The 18,547-nt window shown below is 70.4% G+C and carries 19 protein-coding genes; 4 read left to right on the plus strand and 15 right to left on the minus strand.

Annotation, left to right across the window (positions count from 1 at the left end):
* Positions 1–20 precede the first annotated feature (20 nt).
* The 8 genes from AXA68_RS08975 to AXA68_RS16775 form a co-directional block, all read right to left on the minus strand.
* A complete protein-coding gene (locus AXA68_RS08975) occupies positions 21–782 on the minus strand; it encodes an FAD-binding protein (protein WP_066415559.1) in 762 nt (253 codons plus the stop codon).
* Positions 783–2,081 carry an ABC transporter substrate-binding protein gene (locus tag AXA68_RS08980; RefSeq protein WP_080505215.1) on the minus strand — a complete coding sequence of 433 codons (1,299 nt, stop codon included), beginning with the start codon at positions 2,079–2,081 and terminating at the stop codon, positions 783–785. It lies immediately after the preceding gene.
* A 1-nt stretch (position 2,082) separates the two neighbouring features.
* Complete coding sequence (locus AXA68_RS08985) at positions 2,083–3,351, minus strand: ABC transporter substrate-binding protein (protein WP_066415561.1); 1,269 nt, start codon at positions 3,349–3,351, stop codon at positions 2,083–2,085.
* Between the two features lie 3 nt (positions 3,352–3,354).
* Positions 3,355–4,563, minus strand: a complete 1,209-nt coding sequence (locus AXA68_RS08990) for an ABC transporter substrate-binding protein (RefSeq protein ID WP_066415563.1) — start codon at positions 4,561–4,563, stop codon at positions 3,355–3,357.
* A gap of 89 nt (positions 4,564–4,652) precedes the next feature.
* Positions 4,653–5,552, minus strand: coding sequence for an ABC transporter ATP-binding protein (locus AXA68_RS08995; protein WP_066415565.1), 900 nt, complete (start codon positions 5,550–5,552; stop codon positions 4,653–4,655).
* Positions 5,553–6,767 carry a FecCD family ABC transporter permease gene (locus tag AXA68_RS09000; RefSeq protein WP_066415572.1) on the minus strand — a complete coding sequence of 405 codons (1,215 nt, stop codon included), beginning with the start codon at positions 6,765–6,767 and terminating at the stop codon, positions 5,553–5,555.
* Entirely contained in the window at positions 6,767–7,822 is a 1,056-nt protein-coding gene (locus AXA68_RS09005; RefSeq protein ID WP_157884820.1) for an FAD-dependent oxidoreductase, read from the minus strand. The genes AXA68_RS09000 and AXA68_RS09005 overlap by 1 nt, the downstream gene beginning before the upstream one ends.
* Positions 7,819–7,959 carry a hypothetical protein gene (locus tag AXA68_RS16775; protein WP_157884821.1) on the minus strand — a complete coding sequence of 47 codons (141 nt, stop codon included), beginning with the start codon at positions 7,957–7,959 and terminating at the stop codon, positions 7,819–7,821. Before AXA68_RS16775 ends, AXA68_RS09005 begins: the two co-directional genes overlap by 4 nt.
* Positions 7,960–8,631: 672 nt before the next feature.
* Here AXA68_RS16775 and dpsA point away from each other — a divergent pair.
* On the plus strand, positions 8,632–9,177 hold the full coding sequence (gene dpsA, locus AXA68_RS09010; protein ID WP_066415573.1) for a DNA starvation/stationary phase protection protein DpsA: 546 nt from the start codon (positions 8,632–8,634) through the stop codon (positions 9,175–9,177).
* Positions 9,178–9,207: 30 nt separating this feature from the next.
* Here dpsA and AXA68_RS09015 read toward each other — a convergent pair whose 3' ends face one another.
* Both AXA68_RS09015 and AXA68_RS09025 read right to left on the minus strand, forming a co-directional pair.
* Complete coding sequence (locus AXA68_RS09015; RefSeq protein WP_066418490.1) at positions 9,208–9,462, minus strand: amphi-Trp domain-containing protein; 255 nt, start codon at positions 9,460–9,462, stop codon at positions 9,208–9,210.
* Positions 9,463–9,916: 454 nt separating this feature from the next.
* Positions 9,917–10,330 carry a metal-dependent transcriptional regulator gene (locus AXA68_RS09025; RefSeq protein ID WP_066415580.1) on the minus strand — a complete coding sequence of 138 codons (414 nt, stop codon included), beginning with the start codon at positions 10,328–10,330 and terminating at the stop codon, positions 9,917–9,919.
* Between the two features lie 256 nt (positions 10,331–10,586).
* Here AXA68_RS09025 and AXA68_RS09030 point away from each other — a divergent pair, with 256 nt between their 5' ends.
* Positions 10,587–11,378 carry a class I SAM-dependent methyltransferase gene (locus tag AXA68_RS09030; protein WP_157884822.1) on the plus strand — a complete coding sequence of 264 codons (792 nt, stop codon included), beginning with the start codon at positions 10,587–10,589 and terminating at the stop codon, positions 11,376–11,378.
* A gap of 26 nt (positions 11,379–11,404) precedes the next feature.
* On the opposite strand, the gene AXA68_RS09035 is transcribed toward AXA68_RS09030, so the two are convergent.
* From AXA68_RS09035 to AXA68_RS09045, 3 genes are all read right to left on the minus strand, one after another.
* Positions 11,405–12,613: an MFS transporter gene (locus AXA68_RS09035; protein WP_066415582.1), complete on the minus strand. Its 1,209-nt coding sequence runs from the start codon at positions 12,611–12,613 to the stop codon at positions 11,405–11,407.
* Between the two features lie 109 nt (positions 12,614–12,722).
* Positions 12,723–14,006, minus strand: a complete 1,284-nt coding sequence (locus tag AXA68_RS09040; protein WP_066415584.1) for an MFS transporter — start codon at positions 14,004–14,006, stop codon at positions 12,723–12,725.
* 260 nt (positions 14,007–14,266) lie between these two features.
* Positions 14,267–15,031, minus strand: a complete 765-nt coding sequence (locus AXA68_RS09045) for an SDR family oxidoreductase (RefSeq protein ID WP_066415586.1) — start codon at positions 15,029–15,031, stop codon at positions 14,267–14,269.
* 167 nt (positions 15,032–15,198) lie between these two features.
* Here AXA68_RS09045 and AXA68_RS09050 point away from each other — a divergent pair, with 167 nt between their 5' ends.
* A complete protein-coding gene (locus AXA68_RS09050; RefSeq protein WP_066415589.1) occupies positions 15,199–15,687 on the plus strand; it encodes an Lrp/AsnC family transcriptional regulator in 489 nt (162 codons plus the stop codon).
* Positions 15,684–16,826, plus strand: a complete 1,143-nt coding sequence (locus tag AXA68_RS09055; RefSeq protein WP_066415598.1) for a pyridoxal phosphate-dependent aminotransferase — start codon at positions 15,684–15,686, stop codon at positions 16,824–16,826. Before AXA68_RS09050 ends, AXA68_RS09055 begins: the two co-directional genes overlap by 4 nt.
* Before the next feature lie 12 nt (positions 16,827–16,838).
* Here AXA68_RS09055 and AXA68_RS09060 read toward each other — a convergent pair whose 3' ends face one another.
* Complete coding sequence (locus AXA68_RS09060) at positions 16,839–17,816, minus strand: ABC transporter permease (protein ID WP_066415601.1); 978 nt, start codon at positions 17,814–17,816, stop codon at positions 16,839–16,841.
* The gene (locus AXA68_RS09065) at positions 17,809–18,546 is read right to left on the minus strand and encodes an ABC transporter ATP-binding protein (protein ID WP_066415604.1); all 738 of its coding nucleotides are present in this window, start codon (positions 18,544–18,546) and stop codon (positions 17,809–17,811) included. The genes AXA68_RS09060 and AXA68_RS09065 overlap by 8 nt, the downstream gene beginning before the upstream one ends.
* Position 18,547: the final 1 nt, after the last annotated feature.

Here is an 18,547-nt window from a genome sequence, read left to right on the forward strand (position 1 = left end):
CTGACGTTCCGCTCACCCGATCACTCCTCCCGGAGGCTCGGGTGCGTCTCCTGGTCGTCCGGGTGCGGTTCGGCGAACCGCTCGCGCATCGTCTCGAGCGACCGGCCCTCGCGTCGTCGCCGCTCCGCCCCGCCGATCTCCTCACAGCCGGGCGGGATCGGTCGACCGCGGTCGGAGAAGTACCCCTCCGGGGCGACCCAGTCGTGGTAGAAGGGGCCGTCGTCGTCCTCCAACAGCGTGACCGCGACCTCCGCGCCGTGGCCGGCACACACCGCCGCCTGATGGGGCTTCTCCGCGAGCCGGCCCGCGGCGTACAGCCCGTCGACGCCGGTCCGACCGCGCTCGTCCGTGTCGACGAACGTCTTTCCGCGGTCGAGGAGGCCGACGCCGTCGACGCCCTCGAGGTAGCCGACCTCGTTTTTCGTCGCCGCGACGACGTAGTCGGCGGCGATCCGGTCGCCGTCCGCCGTCTCGATCCGGAACCGGGCCGGATCGTCGCCCCCGGGACCGTCTTCGGCCGCGGGTTCGACCGCCGTCACTCGGGCGTCGAGGCGGTCGGTGCCGGCGTTCTCGGCCTGTTCTTCGAGGAGGTCGAGCAGGCGGCGCGCGTTGACGCCGACGGGGAAGCCGGGGAAGTTATCCAGGTGGGCGTTCCGGCGAAGGATCGATCCGCCCGCGTCACAGACGAGCGTGTCGAGGCCGTGACGGGCCGTGAAGACGGCCGCCGACAGCCCCGCGACTCCGCCACCGACGACGACGATGTCGTACTCCATGTCGCCCATCTACGCGCCCTCGTTGATGATACCCGCGACTCGCTCGCGGTCGAACAGGCGTTCGTCCTCGGGGAGATCGGGGTAGCCGTCGCCGTCCTCGTGACGGGGCCACTCGCCGAACGTCTCGGGGTACAGCTGTTTCGCGGTCATCTCGATCTGGAACAGGTTCATGATCGGCCCCTGATAGCGCATCCCCTGCGCGTGGAGCCGGTCGTTCTCGACCGCGGCCAGGTCCGCGCCGACGGGGTGGTCCCGGAGCGTCGACCGGAACTCGGCCATGCTGCGCGAGGGGGTGAACCCCCAGAGGTGGAGGATGGCGTCCGGGTCGGCCTCCGCCATCGCCTCGAAGTCGACCTGCCCCCACAGACCGTCCCAGTCCGCGTCGGCGAAGGCGTCGACGGCTCCGAGCGGCCGGGTGTCCGCGAGCCAGTACCCCGGCTCGTTCAGGTGGTAGGTGTAAAACGACTCGCCGTCGGCCGCCATCGAGACGCGCACCGCGGTGGGGCGCTCGCCCGCCGGCGGCAGGTCGCCTCGAACCGTCTCGAGGAGGTCGTCGTGGACCGCGGCGAGCGCCTCGTAGCGCTCGCGCTCGTCGAAGACGTCGGCGACGCCGCCGAACAGCTCCCACAGGTCGTAGTACTCGTAACCGTCGTATCCCGACGGCGGCTCGGCCCGCGTCCCGCTGTAGAAGTTCCCGAACCAGGGGGCGACCCGCGATCCGATCTCCTCGACGTCGCTCCGGTCCCAGTTCTCCTGCGTCGACGCCCACGCCGGGTCCGCGAGGTGAACGTCGGCGTCGAGCTCGTAGAGCCGCTCCTTCGCGATCCCCTCGCTCAGCGGGTCGAAGAGGCCCTCCCACTCGAAGGAGACGCCCTCCAGGTCGCCGTAGTAGCGGTTCATCGTCGTCCCCGACATCTCGGGGACGTAGACGGAGGCGACCGCGTCGCCGTGGCCCAACGCCACCGCCATGTCGGCGTACTGTGGGAAGACCGTGAAGACGCGCTCGGGGACCGAGTCGAACTCGACGGTGCCCACCGGTGAGAGCGTCGCCGAGTGTCCCGTCTCGCTCCCGCCCGTTCCCGAGGAGCCGTCCCCGCCGTCGTCGGTCCCGTTCGCGCCACCCGTCGTGGACGAGCCGTCTCCGGTCGGATCGACCGTCGACTCGCCGCCGGTACAGCCGGCGAGCAGCCCGCCGACGGCGACCGAGCCGCCGTACCTGATCGCGTCTCGTCGCGTCGGCCCGTCGATCGCGTCCGGATCGGTCGGATCCGCTTCGTGTGCCTCGGGTGTCCCGCGTGTGCCGCCCATGTCAGAACTCCCCGTTGATCGCGTCCGCGACGCGCTGACGGTCGAACAGCCGTTCGTTCTCGGGGATCTCCGGGTACGGCCCCTCCTCGTAGCGAGGCCACTCGCCGAACGCCTCCGGGTAGAGCTGTTTCGCGGTCATCTCCAGCTGGAAGAGGTTGAGGATCGGGCCCTGGTATCGAGCACCCTGCGGGTGGATGCGGTCGTTTCGAACCGCCGTGACCTCCGAGCCGACGGGGTCGTCCTCGAAGGCGGCCCGCCGCCCGGCCATGTCCGTTCCCGGTTCGAAGCCGCCGAGGTAGAGGATCACGTCGGGATCGGCCTCGAGTATCGTCTCGAAGTCGACGACCGTGCCGGACTCGACGCTCCCCTCGAACGCGTCTCGCGGGCCGAGCGGGCGCGTGTGCGACGTGAGGAAGCCGGGGTTGCTCAGGGTGTACGCGTAGATCTCCTCGATGTCGGCGGCGGCGATCATGACCGCGGTCGGACGCTCTCCTTCCGGCGGCAACCCCGACTCGATCGTCGACAGGAGCTCCTCGCGGACGCTCGCGAGCTCGGCGTATCGCTCGCGCTCGTCGAACGCCTCGGCGACGCGCTCGAACTGCTCCCAGAGCCCGTAGTACTCGTAGTCGTCGGCCCACTCCGGCGTCGGCTCCTGATGGCGGTCGCTGAGGGAGTTGCCGAACCACGGCGAGACGCGCTCGGCGATCTCGTCGACGTCCTCGCGGCCCCAGCTGTCGAGTTGCGTTATCCACGCCGGATCCGCCAGGTGGACGTCGCTGTCCAGTTCGTACAGCTTCTCCTTGTCCGGCTGCCACGAGGAGTAGAGCCCCGACCAGTCGAGCGAGACGCCCGGCAGCCGCTCGACGAACTGGTTCCAGAGCCCGTCGTAGTAGTCGGGCGCGTGCATCGCGGTGATCCCGTCGCCGCGACCCAGCGCGAACGCCATGTCGGCGTGGTGCGTGAGCCGCGTGAACACCGTCTCCGGCGGCGACTCGAACGTCACCTCGCCCATCGGCGCGATCGACGCGGTGTAGCTCCCGTCGCCGGCGTCGTTTCCTTCCGTCGCGGAGCCGTCCGAGTCCCCCGACCCGCCGTCCGTCGAGTCGGTTTCGTTCCCGTCGGAGCCCGACGGAGTGGACTCGGCGTTTCCGCCGGTACAGCCGGCGAGCAGGCCGCCGAGAGCGACCGCGCCGCCGTACGTCAGGTAGTCGCGCCGCGTCCGTTTCGTCGCCGATTCGTCCGGTTCGATGGCGTCGGTGTTGCTCGTCATGGTTCAGAACTCTCCGTTGATGATATCCGCGACGTGCTGGCGGTCGAACAGTCGCTCGTCCGCCGGCGTGTCTCCGATCCCGTGCCACTCGCCGAACGCGTCCGGGTAGAACTGCTTGGCGGCCGCCTCAGTCTGGAACAGGTTGACGATCGGTCCCTGATACGACGAGCCGCCGCGGTAGAGGCGGCCGTTCCGGACGGCCGTCAGTTGGCCTCCGACGGGATCCTCCCGGAGCGCGTCCATCCGGTTCTCGAACTCCGCCGCCGAGACGTGTGAGAAGCCGTACTGGAACAGGAGGGCGTCGGGGTCGACGTCCAGGAGCCGCTCGTAGTCCCACTGCGCGTAGCCGCCGTCGATGTGGTCGTCGAACGCGCCGTTCATCTCGAGGTCGCGGTACTGCTTGTGGTTGTTCCCGTCCTGTACCGGATACACGTAGAACGAACCGTCCTCGAAGTCGGAGTTCACCGAGACGAGCCCGATCGACGGGCGATCCTCGCTCTCGGGCAGCGACGCCCGGACCGTCGACAGCAGGTCGTCGTGGATCGCCGCGAACGCCTCGTACCGCTCGGGCTCGCCGAACGCGTCCGCGACGATCCCGAACGCCTCGTATAGCGAGTAATACCGGTAGTCGTGCCAGTCGTCGCCCCGTCGTCGGATGTAGTTCCCGAGGAACGGACCGACTCGGTCCGCTATCTCCTCCGTGTCGGACTCCGTCCACTCGTCGGCGATCACCCCGAGCCAGTTCGGGTCCAACAGGTGGAGGTCGCAGTCCACCTGATAGAGCGTCTCCTTGTCGAGCCCCTCGATCGCGGCCACGTCGTCGAACGAGACGTCGACACCCGGGAGCTGATCGTAGAACTCTGTCGGGACGGTAGCGGGGTCCCAGATCCCCCGGAGCCCGTCCGCTTGCCCGAGGGCGATCCCCATGTCCCCGTACGTGCTCAGGAACGCGAGCCAGGTCCCCGGCGGCGAGTCGAACGTGACCTCGCCCATCGGAGCCATCGTGACCGAGTACGACTCGTCCTCCGTCGGTTCCTCGCCTTCCGGAGTCTCATCCGTCGAGTCGGTTCCGTTCCCGTCGGACCCCGACGGAGCCGATTCGGCGTCGCCGCCGGTACAGCCGGCGAGCAGGCCGCCGAGGCCCACCGTACCGCCGTACTTCGCGAACGCTCTGCGAGTCGGTCCGCCGGGTGTGTCGTCGCCGTTGGGCATGCTTTTAGGCTAGCCTAAAGAAGTAAAACCGTTCCGATTTTTAGGCCTACCTAAATAGTGCGTCACCCGATCGCCGCCCGGAGCGGGACCTACTCCTCGTGACGCGCGCGGATCGGCGTCACTCGCGGTCCGCGATCGGTGGCCACGACCTCGGCGTCGATCCTGAACACGTCCGCGAGCAACTCCTCGGTGACGACCTCCTCGGGCGGGCCACGGGCGCGGATCTCGCCGTCCTTGAGCGCCACCATGCGGTCCGCGAGCCGCGCCGCCTGCTCGATGTCGTGGAGGACGACGACCACCGTGACGTCGCTCTCGTCGCGCAGGGTCTCGATGATCTCCATCACCTCCATCTGGTGGTGGAGGTCGAGGAACGTCGTGGGCTCGTCGAGGAGGAGCACGTCGGTATCCTGTGCGAGCACCATCGCGATCCACGCCAGCTGTTTCTGCCCCCCGCTGAGGCTGCCGACCTCGCGGTCGCGCAGGTGGTCACAGCCGGCCAGTTCGACGGCGCGCTCGACGGCGCTCACGTCCTCCTCGGTCGTCCGCTCGAAAAAGCCACGGTGGGGATACCGTCCGTGATACACCAGGTCCTCGACCGTGATGCCGTTCGGCGAGGTGCTCTCCTGTGAGAGCAGCCCCAGCTTCCGGGCGAGCGCTTTCGTGTCCATCGAGTGGACGTCCCGCCCGTCGAGCACCACCGAGCCGGCCTCGGGCGCGAGCTGGTTCGCGAGCCCCTTCAACAGGGTGCTCTTGCCCGACCCGTTCGGCCCGACCAAGGCGGTGACCGCGCCGGGCTCCGCGGCGATCGACTCGCCGTCGACCACCGGCTCCTCCCCGTTCGGGTACCCCAACACGAGTCCCTCGCCGCCGAGGTCGCTCGCGTCGCCGGTCCCACCGTCGCCGTCGTCGACGCGTCCGGCGGCAGCCGACTCGTCGCTCTCGTCGATCGATCCGTCCGTTCGCGTCGGTTCGACTCCGTCCATCGACATTCAGATCTCACCCATGTGCTGTTGTTTCCGCATCAGGTACAGGAAGTACGGGCCGCCGACCAGTCCCGTCACGATCCCGACCGGGACCTGCGCGTCCGCCCCGGTGATCACGCTCATGCCGAGGCGCGCGCCCACGTCGGCACCGACCATCAGCGCCGGGCCGACGAAGAGACAGCCGACGATCAGCCGCTTGTAGTCGCTGCCGACGAGGTTGCGGACCATGTGGGGGACGATGAGGCCCACGAAGCCGACGATCCCCGCCACCGCGATGCTGGCGGCCGCCGCGAGCACCGCGACGCCCGACAGCGCGAACCGTACCTTCTCGATGGACATCCCGAGCGCCTTCGCGGTCCCCTCGCCGAGCAGCAGGAGGTTCAGCTGTCGCGATCCCGCGACGGAGAGCGTCACCGCGACGAGCGTCCACGGGAGCGCCAGCCGGACCTGCTCCCAGTCGGTTCCGGTGAGCGAGCCCGTGGTCCAGGCGATCGCCGACTGGACGACGCCGATGTCGTCGGCGAAGAAGAACAGCCCCGTCTGGAGGCTGTTGAAGACGGTCCCGACGATCACCCCCGCGAGCACGAGCCGCACGGGACTGGTCCCGTTCTTCCACGCGATCGCGTATACGATCAGGAAGGCGATAGACCCACCGAGCGCCGCGATCAGCGGCAGGAACGCCGAGAGGCTCCCGAACACGACGAGCGTGAGCAGGATGGTCAGTCCCGCGCCCGAGGAGACCCCGAGGATGAACGGGCTCGCGAGCTCGTTCCGCGTCACCGCCTGGAAGATCGCCCCGGAGACCGCGAGGTTCGCGCCGACGAGGACGCCGACGAGCACCCGCGGCAGCCGGATGTTCCAGACGATGAGCGTCTCGCGGGCCAGCTCGGGGAGCTCTCCCCGGAACCCGGTCAGCATCCGCATCAGCTCCTCGCCGACGAGGAAGTTGAGCAGCCACCGCGAATCGAGCAGGACGGCGGGGTCGAGGACGGCGCGCCACGCCTGGCCGACCGTCATCGAGTAGGCCCCGAAGCTCACCTGGACGAGCCCGGCAACGACGATCACCGCGAGACTGGAGAGCGCGACGGCGACGAGCCTCGCGTCGAGGAGCCACCCGATCGGGCTCCGGTCGGTCGTCCGCCTCCCCGAGGTCTCGCCGTCGACCCGCGATCCGCCGTCGACCGAGGATCCGCCCCCGACCGTCGACCCCTCGCCGCTCATCAGGTCTCCCCCTCGGCGGGTTCGGGAGCGGTCTCCCGGCTCTCCTCGTCGACCTCGCCGTCTTCGTCGACCTCGCCGCCGATCTTCCCGGTCGCGTACGCGGCGATCGCGTCGTCGTCCATCGCCTCGAGCAGCGCCTCGGTCCCGTGCGCGTCGACGACGGCGGCCGGGTCCAGGCGCTCGGCCACGGCGCGCTCGCCGGCCGCCGCCCGCGACTCGATCTCGCCGGCGTCGACGTACGCCGACAGGGCGTCGTCGATCGCCGCCTCCCGGACCCGCGCGTACCGCTCGGAGTCCGGATCGACCGGCGCGTCGGCGTGGTGCGCGTCGAACCACTCGACCCAGCGGTCGCGATCCGTCCACTCGTCGTCGAGTTCGGTCTCGCGGCGGAGCCAGTCGACCCCTTCAGCGGCCGCGGGCCACCACCCGTCGGCGATCCGGGCGTCGGCGACGACCCGTTTACCGACGCGGGCTCCGCGCGCGGCGGCCGTGATCGCCTGTCGGTCGGCCTCGGACGGGGTGGCGACGTAGAGCCCGTCTATCGGCGTCGTTCCGTCGCGGTCGGCGTACCCGCGGTCGAAGCGCTCGGTCGTCTCCCCGCCGTGTTCGTGGATCTCGAACATCGCGTCGTCGCCGAGCGGCCGCAGGTACTCGCCGCCGTACCGCGTGGCCGCGACGACGCGCCGGGTCGTGATCGGGTCGCCCTCCTGGGGCGTGACGCGGAAGCCGCCGGAGGTGTCGTCGTCGCCCTCCGTGCCCCGGTCGGCGACCGAGTCGCTTCCCTCCGCTCGCCGTTCGACCGACTCGACGAGGTCCGCGATCACGGAACAGCCCGCCTCACGGAGGTGGTCGCGTGCGAGGTCGGCGAACGTCCCGACGTCGATCCCCGCCGGGAAGCCGAGGTAGTTCTCCAGGTGGGCACACCGGGCGAGCGAGGACCGGCCGCGGTCGAACACCGTCACGTCGAGTCCCCCGCGAGCGAGGAAGACGCCGGCGGACGAGCCGGCCGGCCCGCCGCCCACCACGACGACGTCGCGGTCGAACGGGGCGGTCACTCCTCGCCCCCGTTCACGGTCCTCGCGAGTCCCTCGCGGTCGAACGGCTCCTCGCCGGCGCGGCCTCTGGGGATTCCGACTTCGACGACCCCGCCGTCGTGCCGGGTCGTCTCCTCCTCGTCCGTCCGTCTCATCATGTGTTTTAGGCTTCCCTAAAGGATTAAATCGCTTTCGGATCTTAGGTCACCCTAAACCGATCGCGGCGGGACGTCCCGTGGCCGTTCGACGTACCAACCAGCGCGCATCGAACTAGTCGCCAACGGATCGGTCAATACAGCCGAAGCAACGAGCGATCGCTTGAGCGGTGGCGCGCCGGTGAGTGCCGCGGAGCGGCACGAACCGCCCGCGAGGGACGCCACGAGCGCTTGAAAAGCGCGAGTGGCGAGGCTGGGGAGGCGTGAGGTGCGGTCGCGGGGCGGGCGGGACTCAAAGGGGCAGTCGCGAGGGCGACGGCGGCCGCAGTAAGCACCGCAGGAGCGAACGAAGTGAGCGACGAGGAGCACAGCAAGGCCCCCGAGCCGTCGCGACTGGGGCTTTGGAGATGTTCATTGTCCCAGCAACGATCTCGTTCTCATCAACTCGATCTCCATCGAAACACCCGCACCACTAGCCATGGAATTCTATCGGAAAATTCGGGTATTCGTCGGTGAAACGATCCTCGGTGATCGGTTCCATCGCGGTCGTCTCCCTTTCAGACGATTGACCGGTTTCACCGGGGCGAACTCGACGAAAATCGAGTTTTAGGCCGTACGAAAAGTGTTTGGATGTTGATAAGATATAAGTAGGTACGGGTCGTACGTTGAACCGTCATGAGCACGCAGAAAGAGACGCGACAGCGCGCGGGCACAGTCGAGGAGAACGCCCTCAGACTCGAGACGGAGAAGGCCGAACAGATCATCGAGGCGCTGAACTCGGATCTCGCGGACGCGTACGTCCTCTATCACCAGCTCCACAAGCACCACTGGAACGTCGAGGGCGCGGAGTTCCTCGACATCCACGTGTTCTTACAGGAGGTGTACGAGGACGTCGAGGCGGCCGCCGACGAACTGGCCGAGCGGCTCCAGGCGCTCGGCGGCGTCCCGCACGCCAGCATGACGACGCTCGCGGAGAACGCGACCGTCGAGGCGGAGGACGAGGACGTCTACGACGTCCGCACCTCCCTCGCGAACGACCTCGAGATGATGGGCGACATCATCGAGAGCTACCGCCAGCACATCGAACTCGCGGACGGGCTCGGCGACTACGCCACGAGCGAGATGCTCCGCGAACAGCTGGAGACGATCGAGGAACACGCCCACCACATCGAACACTACCTCGAGGACGACACCCTCGTCACCGACTCCGCGACGCACTAAACCGACCGTCGACTCCGGAGCCGGAACCGCTCACCTGACGTCCGGCGCGGTGTCGTCGGTTCGGCCGGGCAGCTCCACTTCTATCTCCAGGCTCGGCTCGCCGGTTCCCTCGAAGTCGATCTCGAGTTCGACGGGCTCGCCGAACGCGAAGGGTAACTCCCACTCGTCGGTCGCGAGGCGGAGTTCGTCGCCGTCTCGGAGCTTCTCGCCGAACTCGACCAGGAACGCCCCCGCCTCGCTCGCGTCGAGCCGGTACTCGCGCTCGAAGTTCCGGCCGGAACGGATGAGCGTCGGGTCCGACCCCGTCTCCGAGGACGGATCGCCTCCGTCGTCCGGGTCCGAGCCGGACGGATCGGCGGGGTCGCCCGCGGACGGGCTATCGCTCGCGGGCGAGTCGTCGATGTCGGGCGAATCGTCGGCGTCGGGCGAATCGTCGGCGGGCGCTTCGTCCTCCGCGACGGCGTCGTCGGGATCGGTCATCGACGGATATCGACGGGGTCGTCCACCGCGATCCACCCGTCCGTGTTGTCGGATTCGATGAACACCGATCGACCGGGACCGCCTTCACAGACCGTCACCTCCGGCCTCCGGGCCGACTCGGGTTCGCGATCCGATCCGTGGCGGGGCTCGCTTCGGGACTGCGCTCCTGTTGGCATCGACTCTCTTTAGGCATACCTAAAACAAAAAAGGTGCGGTCGTCGGCGACGTTCCCCGCGTCTCGAACGCGGCGACGCTCCGCTCACTCCGGCGACGGCGAGGGAGACGGCACCTCGGAGGGGACGTTCGCGTCGCGGCCGTCGTCGTCGACGAGGAGCGTGGCGAGGCGGTCGGCGACCTTGGGGCTCAACAACCCGGCCATCTCCATCGCCTCGCGCTCGTGTGCCTCGAGATCGAGGATGTCCCGGAAGAACCACGAGAGCGCGACGTACGTCTCGTGGAGGTCGCTCGCGCGTTCGCGGCCGGCCTCGGTCAGCGTCGCGCCGCGGTACGGCTCGCGGTCGACGAGGCCGTCCGCCTCGAGCCGCTGGAGCATCTCCGTCGCCGCGGCCGGGGACCGGTCGACCAGCTCCGCGACGCGCCCGGAGGACACCGGCGGCGACGAGCGGTGTTCCGCGATGTACAACGCGAGGAGGTACCGCGCGGTCCGCGTCACGGCCGCTCGCCCCCTCGCGAGCGCCGAATCGGGCGATCCGCGTCGACCTCGAGCGGCATCGAGTCCCTCGGCACACGATTTAGGCCAACCTAAACACACAAAACGGTTCCGGTTTTTTAGGCTGACCGAAACCGGTCGATCGCGGGGCGCGAGTCGGGATCGGTGTCGGAGTCGGTGTCGGGATCGGTGTCGTCGTTCGCACCGCGGTACCGAGCCTCAACGGGGATTTTTGCCGGGTCGCGTCGTGTCACTTACCATGGGTGACGCCGACTCAGGTTCGGATCCCGACGCCGACCCCCCGATCGCCGACTCGTCGCGCGTCGACTCCCCCGCCGGTCCCGACGCCTTCGGCCGGGCGATCCGGGACCACCACCGCGGCGAGCGGACCGAACCCCTCCTCCACTCGGACGGCGCGGAGACCGTCGAACACCCCGTCGAGTCGTTCTACTTCACGCCGTTCGACCCCGAGGTGGGAACGAACGGCTGGCTCGGGTCCCACCTCCAGGGGCCGCTTCTCGACGTGGGCGCCGGGACCGGCCGACACGCCCTGTACTTTCAAGACCGGTTCGAGACCGTCGCCGTCGAGCCGAGTCCCGCGCTCGTGGAGACGATGCGCGAACGCGGCGTCGCCGACGCCCGCCGGGGAAGCATGTTCGACCTCGCCGAGGACTTCGATCGCGACCGGTTCGGCTCCGCGCTGTTGAACGGGACCCACCTCGGACTCGTCGGCTCGATGCGGGGACTCTCCGCGTTCCTCGACGACCTCGCGTTCGTGGTCCGACCGGACGGAACCGCCGTCGTGGACTGTTACGACCCGGACCACCCCGCCACGAGCGACGTGATCGGGTACCGCGAGGACCCGACGCCCGGGCTCGCCCACCGCGTGATGTTCTTCGAGTACGAGGGCGAGCGGGACCCGATCCTCCAGCTCCGCCTGTTCAGCCCCGACCGGCTCCGGGAGGCCGCCGTCGGAACCGGCTGGGAGGTCGTCGACGTCGCCCGCGGCGAGGACGGGTACCACTACCGGGCGGCGCTCTCGAAGCGGTAGCCGTCTCTCCGGTCCTTTCCGGCGTCTCAGTAGTCGACGTACACGAGCGCGAACGCCACGACGACGGCGCTCACCGCCGCGATCCCGAGAAAGCCCTCGTCGAAGTAGCCGCGGTCGGCGACCGCCCCGAAGGCGACGGGGCTCAACGCCCCGACCATGATGTACACCGTCCGCAGCGCGCCGAGCTTGCTCCCTCGCGAGCCGTCCGGGAGCCGGTCGGTCAGGTTGGAGATGACGACGGTCTCGTAGCCGAGGATGGCGCTTGCGAGCACCGTGAGCGCGACGAACGACGGGAGCCCGCTCGCGAACGGGAGCGCGGCGAGCGTCAGGGCGGTTATCCCCATCATGACCGCCAGCGGCGTTCGGACGCCGACGCGGTCGTACGCCCGCCCCGCGACCGGCTTGATCAGGCTCCCGAGCGCGAAGAAGAAGCCGAACAGGACGGTCGCGGTCGTCGAGGAGAACCCCTTCACGTCGATCAGGTACGTCGGGTAGAAGCCGATGAACGCCTGGACGACCGTCGCCCACAGGACGAGCAGGACCATCGAGTGACGGACGACCGGCCGCCGGAACAGCGGCGCGAGGTCGTCGACCGAGAACGCCTCGCGGATCGGGACGGTCCCGGAGGCGTCGGACGGGACCGTGACCCACAGCGCGACCGCCGCGACGACGAAAAACGGGATCACGACCCCGAAGCCGTACTGCCAGGCGACCGCGCCCGCGAGCACGCCCGCCACCGGCGGCATCACCGCGTTGCCCACGTCGCCCGCGGCCATCGTCACCCCGGTCGCCGTGCCGAGACGGTCCGGGTAGATGTCCTTGAGGACGGTGAAACGCGAGACGCCGTACGTCGCCGTCCCGAGCCCGAAGAGCGCGGTCCCGGCGAACAGCACCGCCGGCGAGTCGGCGAGCACGACCAGCGCGAGCATCGCGGCCGCCAGCAGCGAACTGGCGACGAGCAGCGTCCGCTCGCCCGCCCAGTCGGCGAGCATCCCGCCGGGAAGCTGACCCATCCCGTAGGCGACCCACAGCACGGTCAACAGCAGACCCGCGGTCGTGAGCGTGAGCCCGTAGCTCGACCGGATCGAGGGAAGCAGCGCCGGGTAGATCATCCGGGTGCTGATCGAGAGGAACCAGCCGAACGCGACGGCCGAGAGCGCCCTTCCGCGGCCGTCACCCTGGAGGTCGGAGATCACCCGTCTCGGAACGGAAACGTAACGTGTGAGGGAGACCACTACCTGATACTCCGCCGTTCGGGGTTTCAATCTTCCACTCCCTGAAAGGATCGCCGGGGATCGTGGCCGACCGTCCATCGCCGGCTCCGCGACGCAGCGGGACCCGGCCTCACCACGTCGTCAGCGCGGCCCGGCCGTGGTCGCGGGCCAGGAGCGCGAGGAACGCGAGCACGCCCGTGATCGCGAACGCGCCGCCGACGAGGAACACCGAGGCCATGCTCACCTCGACCATCAGCCACCCGGCGACGAGCGGCCCCGCGACCGATCCGGGCCGCCAGACGAGCTCGCGGATGCCGAAGCTGGAGGCGACGCCCCCCTCGTCGGTCCCCTCGTCCGCGAACAGCGCCATGCTCGCGGGCTCGCGGAAGGAGTCGGCGACGCCGAGCAGCCCGGAGAACGCGACGAGCGGGAGGTACGCCGGCGGGAGCGCGCCGAGGAACGGGAGCGTCACGTCGGCTCCGAGGGCGGTCCCGATCGCGGGCGCGAAGGGGATACAGACCGCGACGAGTCCGTAGGCACCGCCGCCCGCGAAGACGAACAGCGACCGGCCGTAGCCGTCGGAGAGCCGGCCGGTGAACAGCTGGCCGACCATGTTGGTCGCCTTCTCTATCGTGACGGTGACCGCGACCGCGGTCGCGCCGACGGCGAGCCCGCCCGCGGCCAGCTCCGTTCCCGCGTAGATCGGCACCCACGTCCGGACCATCGTCACGGCGAAGGCGTACTGCGCGCGGAACGCCGTGATCGAGACGATCTTGCGGTTGACCGCGAGATCGGTGAACGGGAACCCCTCGGTGCGGGTGGGATCGGGATCGAGAACGCCCCAGATCACCGCCCACGCGAGGACCATGAGCGCGACGATCACCGTGAAGATGGGGCCGAAGCCGACGGCGTCGTAGATCACGCCCGCCGACAGCGCCCCGACGATCGAGGCCGCAAAGGAGGCCGCGTTCGCCTTCCCGATCTTGTCGGCACGGGTGCCCGTCTCGGCGATCTGGCCGACGAGCGAGAGCGTCATCAGCGACGCGCCGGTCACCGCGACCCCCTGGAGTCCGCGGATCAGGACGAACGACGCGGAGGAGTCCACGACCGGGAACAGCGCGTAGACGGCCGCCCCGACCGCGAGGACGGCGAGGAGAACGCGCCGCTTGTCGAACCGGTCGCCCGCCCACGCGAGCGGCACCACCGCGACCGTCTGCGCCAGCGTGAACCCGGTGGTGTACATCCCGATGATGAATCCCGCCGAGACGGTCACGCCGAGCACGGTCGTCGCCTGCGGGTCCAGCGTGTTGATGTACGTCGGGAGAAGCGTCAAGAGCGTGATGAAGCCGAACCCTTCCGCGAACCGCGTGAGATAGAGCGCCCAGAACTGTGACCGGCTGTCGGCGTTGCTCACACCGACACGGAGATGACGGCTTCAAAAGGGGTTACGGTTCGCGGCCGGACGCGCCGGGATTTTTGTCGCTCGCCGGTCTCGGACCGGACATGGGTGATCCAGCCTGTGACCGTCGGTTCTGTCCGGAGTGCGACCTCGCGGTCTCGCGCGCCGACGACGCCTGTCCCGACTGTGGCGCGCCGATCGACGCCGACGCCGGCTGAACGACATCGACACTGACGCCGGCTGAACGACCCACCTCTCGATCCGTCCCCGTCGACTCAGAACGTGTCGGCGAACTTGTCGCGCCGGAACAGGTCGATCTCCTGGGCCGTCGATCCCGGCCGCGTCGCCGCGAACGCGATCGCCTCGGCGACCTCCTCGGGTTCGGTGACGCTGCCGGGCTCGAACCGCTCCTCGAACGGCTCCCCTTCCTCGCTGCCGAACTCGGTGCGGACCTCCGAGGGATTGATCACGGAGACCGCCACGTCGTCGTCGCCGACCTGCGCGGCGACGCTTCGGGCGAACCCCCGAACCCACCACTTGCTCGCGGCGTACACCGGGTTGAACGGGCGCGGGAACTTCCCGGCGAAGCTCCCGACGACGACGAGCGTCCCCGCGGACTCCCGGAGGTGCGGGAGCGCCTCGCGGGTGAGAAAGAAAGTCCCGTCGACGTTGGTCTCCTGCATCGCGAAGTACTCCTCGTCGGTCATCGTCTCCACGTCGCCGCCGCGGCCCAGTCCCGCGTTGGCGACGACCACGTCGAGCCCGCCGAGCCGGTCGACGGCCGTCTCGACCGCCGCCGTCGACGTCTCCGGCTCGCGAACGTCGCCGTCGACGACGACCGCCTCCACGTCGTACTCGGATTCGACGGTCTCGGCGATCGCCTCGAGCCGCTCCCGTCGCCGCGCCAGAAGCGCGACGTCCGCGCCGCGGGCGGCGAGCGCGCCGGCGGTCGCCTCGCCGATCCCGGAGCTCGCGCCCGTGATCAGGGCCGTGGCGTTCTCCAGCGTGGCCTCCTCGAGTCCCGCGTCGTGTTCGGTCATGAACGGGTCCCGGTTCGAACGGCGGGGCCATAACCGTCGGGTGCGGCGGGGCGGGTCGTACTCGCGGGTGTGGTGGGGCGACCGCGGCGACGGTCGCCGTGCCCCGCCTTCGCGGGGACGCTTGCGTGCGCCGCCATATTCAAACCGTCACCCGCCGACGTGTCCGTATGGAAGCCGAGCGCGAGGTACTCGACGTGTTGGCGCGGAACGCTCGCGAGGACATCGAGGACATCGCGGCCCAGACGGGCCTCGACGCGGAACGGGTCGAAGAGGCCATCGCGTCGCTGGAGGCGGACGGCGTGGTCCACGGCTACCAGGCCGTCGTCGACTGGGACCGCACGGAGGAGGGGAAGATCCGCGCGATAGTCGAGATCAACGTGGAACTCGACCGCGAGACCGGCTACGAGCAGGTCGCCGACCGGATCGCGAAGTTCCCCGCGGTCGACGCGCTCCACCTCGTCTCCGGCGACTACGACTTCGCGGTCGAGGTGCTCGGCGGCTCGATGAACGACGTCTCGCGATTCATCTCCGAGCAGGTCGCGCCGATGCCGGAGGTCACCCAGACGGTCACCCACTACATCATGGAGACGTACAAGGACGGCGGGGTCCGCTTCGCCGACGGCGACGACGACGACCGGCTCTCCGTCTCGCCATGAGGACGGCCGACCGCGCCCGCGAGCTCCCCGAGTCGGGGATCCGGAAGTTCTTCGAGCTGGCGGAGGCGCGCGACGACGTCATCTCGCTCGGCGTCGGCGAGCCCGACTTCTCCGCGCCGTGGGCCGCGCGCAACGCCGCGATCGGCGGGCTCGAGCGGGGCCGGACCTCCTACACCGCCAACCGCGGCACCGCGGAGCTCCGCGAGGCGATCGCCGCCCACCACGAGCGATACGACCAGTCGTACGATCCGGGCGAGGAGGTCCTCGTCACCACGGGCGCGAGCGAGGCGGTCGACCTGGCGTTCCGGACGCTCGTCGACCCCGGCGACGTCGTCGCGATCCACGAGCCCTCCTACATCTCGTACGCGCCGGGCGTCGAGCTCGCCGGCGGCGAGCCGCTGTCGGTCCCGACGCGCGCCGCGGACGACTTCGCGCTCACCCCCGAGCGGCTCGAGGCGGCCGGGGCGGCGGAGGCCGACCTGCTCGTCCTCTGTTACCCGAACAACCCCACCGGCGCGACGATGACCGACGAGCAGTTGGCCGAGGTGGCGGCGTTCTGTCGCGAGAACGACCTCCGCGTCGTCGCCGACGAGATCTACTCGGCGCTCACCTACGGGGCCGACCACGCCTCGATCGCCACCCAGCCGGGGATGCGCGAGCGCACGATCGTCGTCAACGGCTTCTCGAAGGCGTACGCGATGACCGGGCTCCGGCTCGGCTACGCGCTCGGCCCGGCCGACGCGATCGACGCGATGAACCGGATCCACCAGTACACCATGCTCTCCGCGCCGACGACCGCCCAGATCGCCGCCCTGGAGGCGCTCCGGAGCTGCGACGACGAGGTGACCGAGATGGTCGAGGAGTACAACCGCCGACGGCGGCTCGTCGTCTCCCGGTTCAACGCGATGGGGCTCGACACGTTCGAGCCCGGCGGGGCGTTCTACGCGTTCCCCGAGTGCGGCGGCGACGACGAGGCGTTCGCCGAGGCGCTTCTGGAGGCGGAGGGCGTCGCGGTCGTGCCCGGCTCCGTCTTCGGCGCGGGCGGCGAGGGCCACCTCCGCGTCTCGTACGCGACCTCGATGCGCGAACTGAAGGAGGCGACGGACCGGATCGCGCGGTTCCTCGCGGAGCGGGACTGACGGGCGGTTTCGTCAAACCCGCTTCCGTCGGAGCGCGACCGCGGCGACGACGCCGGCGGCCGCGACCCACGCGAGCAGCGACGCGAGGAGGAGCCCGGTCGAGAGGCCGCTGCCGTCGAGCGCGGCCGCGAGGCCGGCGCTCGCGGCGTCGGTGGGCGCGAGCGCGAGCAGGCGGTACGTCGCGACCGGGTTCGAGACGATCATGGCGGCGACGAACTCGCCCGCCCCCTCGAACGCCGAGAGCACGCCGAGCGCGAGCAGGTCGTGGACGAGCGCGGTCCACACCCAGACGAGCAGCGCCCCCGCCAGCGCGAACGTCGACGTCGGCGCGAGCGCGGAGATCGCCACGCCGACCCCGAGGAGCGCGACCGCGACCGCGACGGTCGCAAGCAGGAACCCCGCGAACGTCGGCCACCCCCCCAGCCCGAACTCGCGCAACAGGAGCAGCCCGGGGCCGCCGAAACCGAGGACGACGGCGCTCGCGAGGACGGCCGCCCGCCCGGCGAGGATCCCGAGGGCCGTCTCCGCCCGCGAGACCGGCAGCGTCAGGAGCACGCCGAGCCGCCCACGCTCGGCCGCACCCACGACCGCGCCGTGGCCGAACGCCAGCGCGGCGAGCGGCACGAGGTACGTCGCCAGCTCGACGTAGCTCGCGACCACGGGGTCGTACCCGCTCGGCGCGACGCTCGACCCGCTGAACGTCGCCAGGAGGAGCGCGAACACCGCGAACAGGAGCGTCAGCCCGAGCGCCCAGCCCCGGCGGACCGTCAGGCGGGCCTCCCGCCGGGCGAGGCGGGCGACGATCCCCGGACGCGGGAGCCCGGCGACGAGGCGGCCGAGGGACGACGCGCTCCGACCCTCCGCGCCCGCCGTCTGCTCGACCGCGCGCGACGCCTCGGCCGTCGACGCGTCGTCGACGGCGACGCCGCCGTCGGGGATTCCCTCGTTCCCCTCGTCGCCGTCGGCGTTTCCCTCGCGGCGCTCAGGCATCGCGACCACCCCCGGTGAGCGAGACGAACGCCCCCTCGAGCCCGTCCTCGTGGCCGTCGGCGAGGTCGGCGGGCGTCCCCTCCGCCACGAGCCGACCGCCGTCGACGACGCCGACGCGGTCGCAGACGCGCTCGACCTCCCGGAGCGCATGCGACGCGAGCAGGACCGTCGCGTTCGTCTCGTCGCGGACGCGGGTCAGGACCTCCCGCAGGGCGGCCACGCCGTTCGGGTCGAGCCCCGCGGTCGGCTCGTCGAGGAGCAGCACCGAGGGGTTCGCCAACAGCGCGGCCGCGAGCCCGAGCCGCCGGCGCATCCCCTTCGAGTAGCCGCCGGTCGGGCGGTCGATCGCGTCCGCGAGCCCGACCGTCGCGGCCGCGCCCTCGATCCGCTCGACGACGTCGGCGGGGCCGGAGCCGATCCCGCGGACGTCCGCGTGGAAGGCGAGCGTCTCCCGGCCCGTCTCGCCGGGCGGGAAGCCGGGGTCCTCCGGGAGGAAGCCGATCTCCTCGCGGACCCGCCAGCCCGCCGCCGCGGCGTCGCGGCCGCCCACCTCGACGCGGCCCGCGTCGGGCCGCTCGTGGCCGGCGACGAGCCGGAACAGGGTGGACTTGCCCGCGCCGTTGGTGCCGACGAGGCCGTACGCGTCGCCGGGCTCGACCGTGAAGTCGACCCCGGCGAGGGCCTCGAGGTCGCCGTACCGTCTGTGGACGTCGGTGATGTCGATTCGCATT

The sequence above is a fragment of the Halorubrum aethiopicum genome (assembly GCF_001542905.1).
Taxonomy (GTDB): domain Archaea; phylum Halobacteriota; class Halobacteria; order Halobacteriales; family Haloferacaceae; genus Halorubrum; species Halorubrum aethiopicum.

Coding starts and splice junctions, on each gene's coding strand:
- dpsA (WP_066415573.1), top strand. CDS start 8,632: ATGAGCACGCAGAAAGAGACGCGACAGCGCGCGGGCACAGTCGAGGAG.
- AXA68_RS08980 (WP_080505215.1), bottom strand. CDS start 2,081: ATGGGCGGCACACGCGGGACACCCGAGGCACACGAAGCGGATCCGACC.
- AXA68_RS09060 (WP_066415601.1), bottom strand. CDS start 17,816: ATGCCTGAGCGCCGCGAGGGAAACGCCGACGGCGACGAGGGGAACGAG.
- AXA68_RS09030 (WP_157884822.1), top strand. CDS start 10,587: ATGGGTGACGCCGACTCAGGTTCGGATCCCGACGCCGACCCCCCGATC.
- AXA68_RS08975 (WP_066415559.1), bottom strand. CDS start 782: ATGGGCGACATGGAGTACGACATCGTCGTCGTCGGTGGCGGAGTCGCG.
- AXA68_RS16775 (WP_157884821.1), bottom strand. CDS start 7,959: ATGATGAGACGGACGGACGAGGAGGAGACGACCCGGCACGACGGCGGG.
- AXA68_RS09045 (WP_066415586.1), bottom strand. CDS start 15,031: ATGACCGAACACGACGCGGGACTCGAGGAGGCCACGCTGGAGAACGCC.
- AXA68_RS09055 (WP_066415598.1), top strand. CDS start 15,684: ATGAGGACGGCCGACCGCGCCCGCGAGCTCCCCGAGTCGGGGATCCGG.
- AXA68_RS08985 (WP_066415561.1), bottom strand. CDS start 3,351: ATGACGAGCAACACCGACGCCATCGAACCGGACGAATCGGCGACGAAA.
- AXA68_RS09050 (WP_066415589.1), top strand. CDS start 15,199: ATGGAAGCCGAGCGCGAGGTACTCGACGTGTTGGCGCGGAACGCTCGC.
- AXA68_RS08995 (WP_066415565.1), bottom strand. CDS start 5,552: ATGTCGATGGACGGAGTCGAACCGACGCGAACGGACGGATCGATCGAC.
- AXA68_RS09000 (WP_066415572.1), bottom strand. CDS start 6,767: ATGAGCGGCGAGGGGTCGACGGTCGGGGGCGGATCCTCGGTCGACGGC.
- AXA68_RS09065 (WP_066415604.1), bottom strand. CDS start 18,546: ATGCGAATCGACATCACCGACGTCCACAGACGGTACGGCGACCTCGAG.
- AXA68_RS08990 (WP_066415563.1), bottom strand. CDS start 4,563: ATGCCCAACGGCGACGACACACCCGGCGGACCGACTCGCAGAGCGTTC.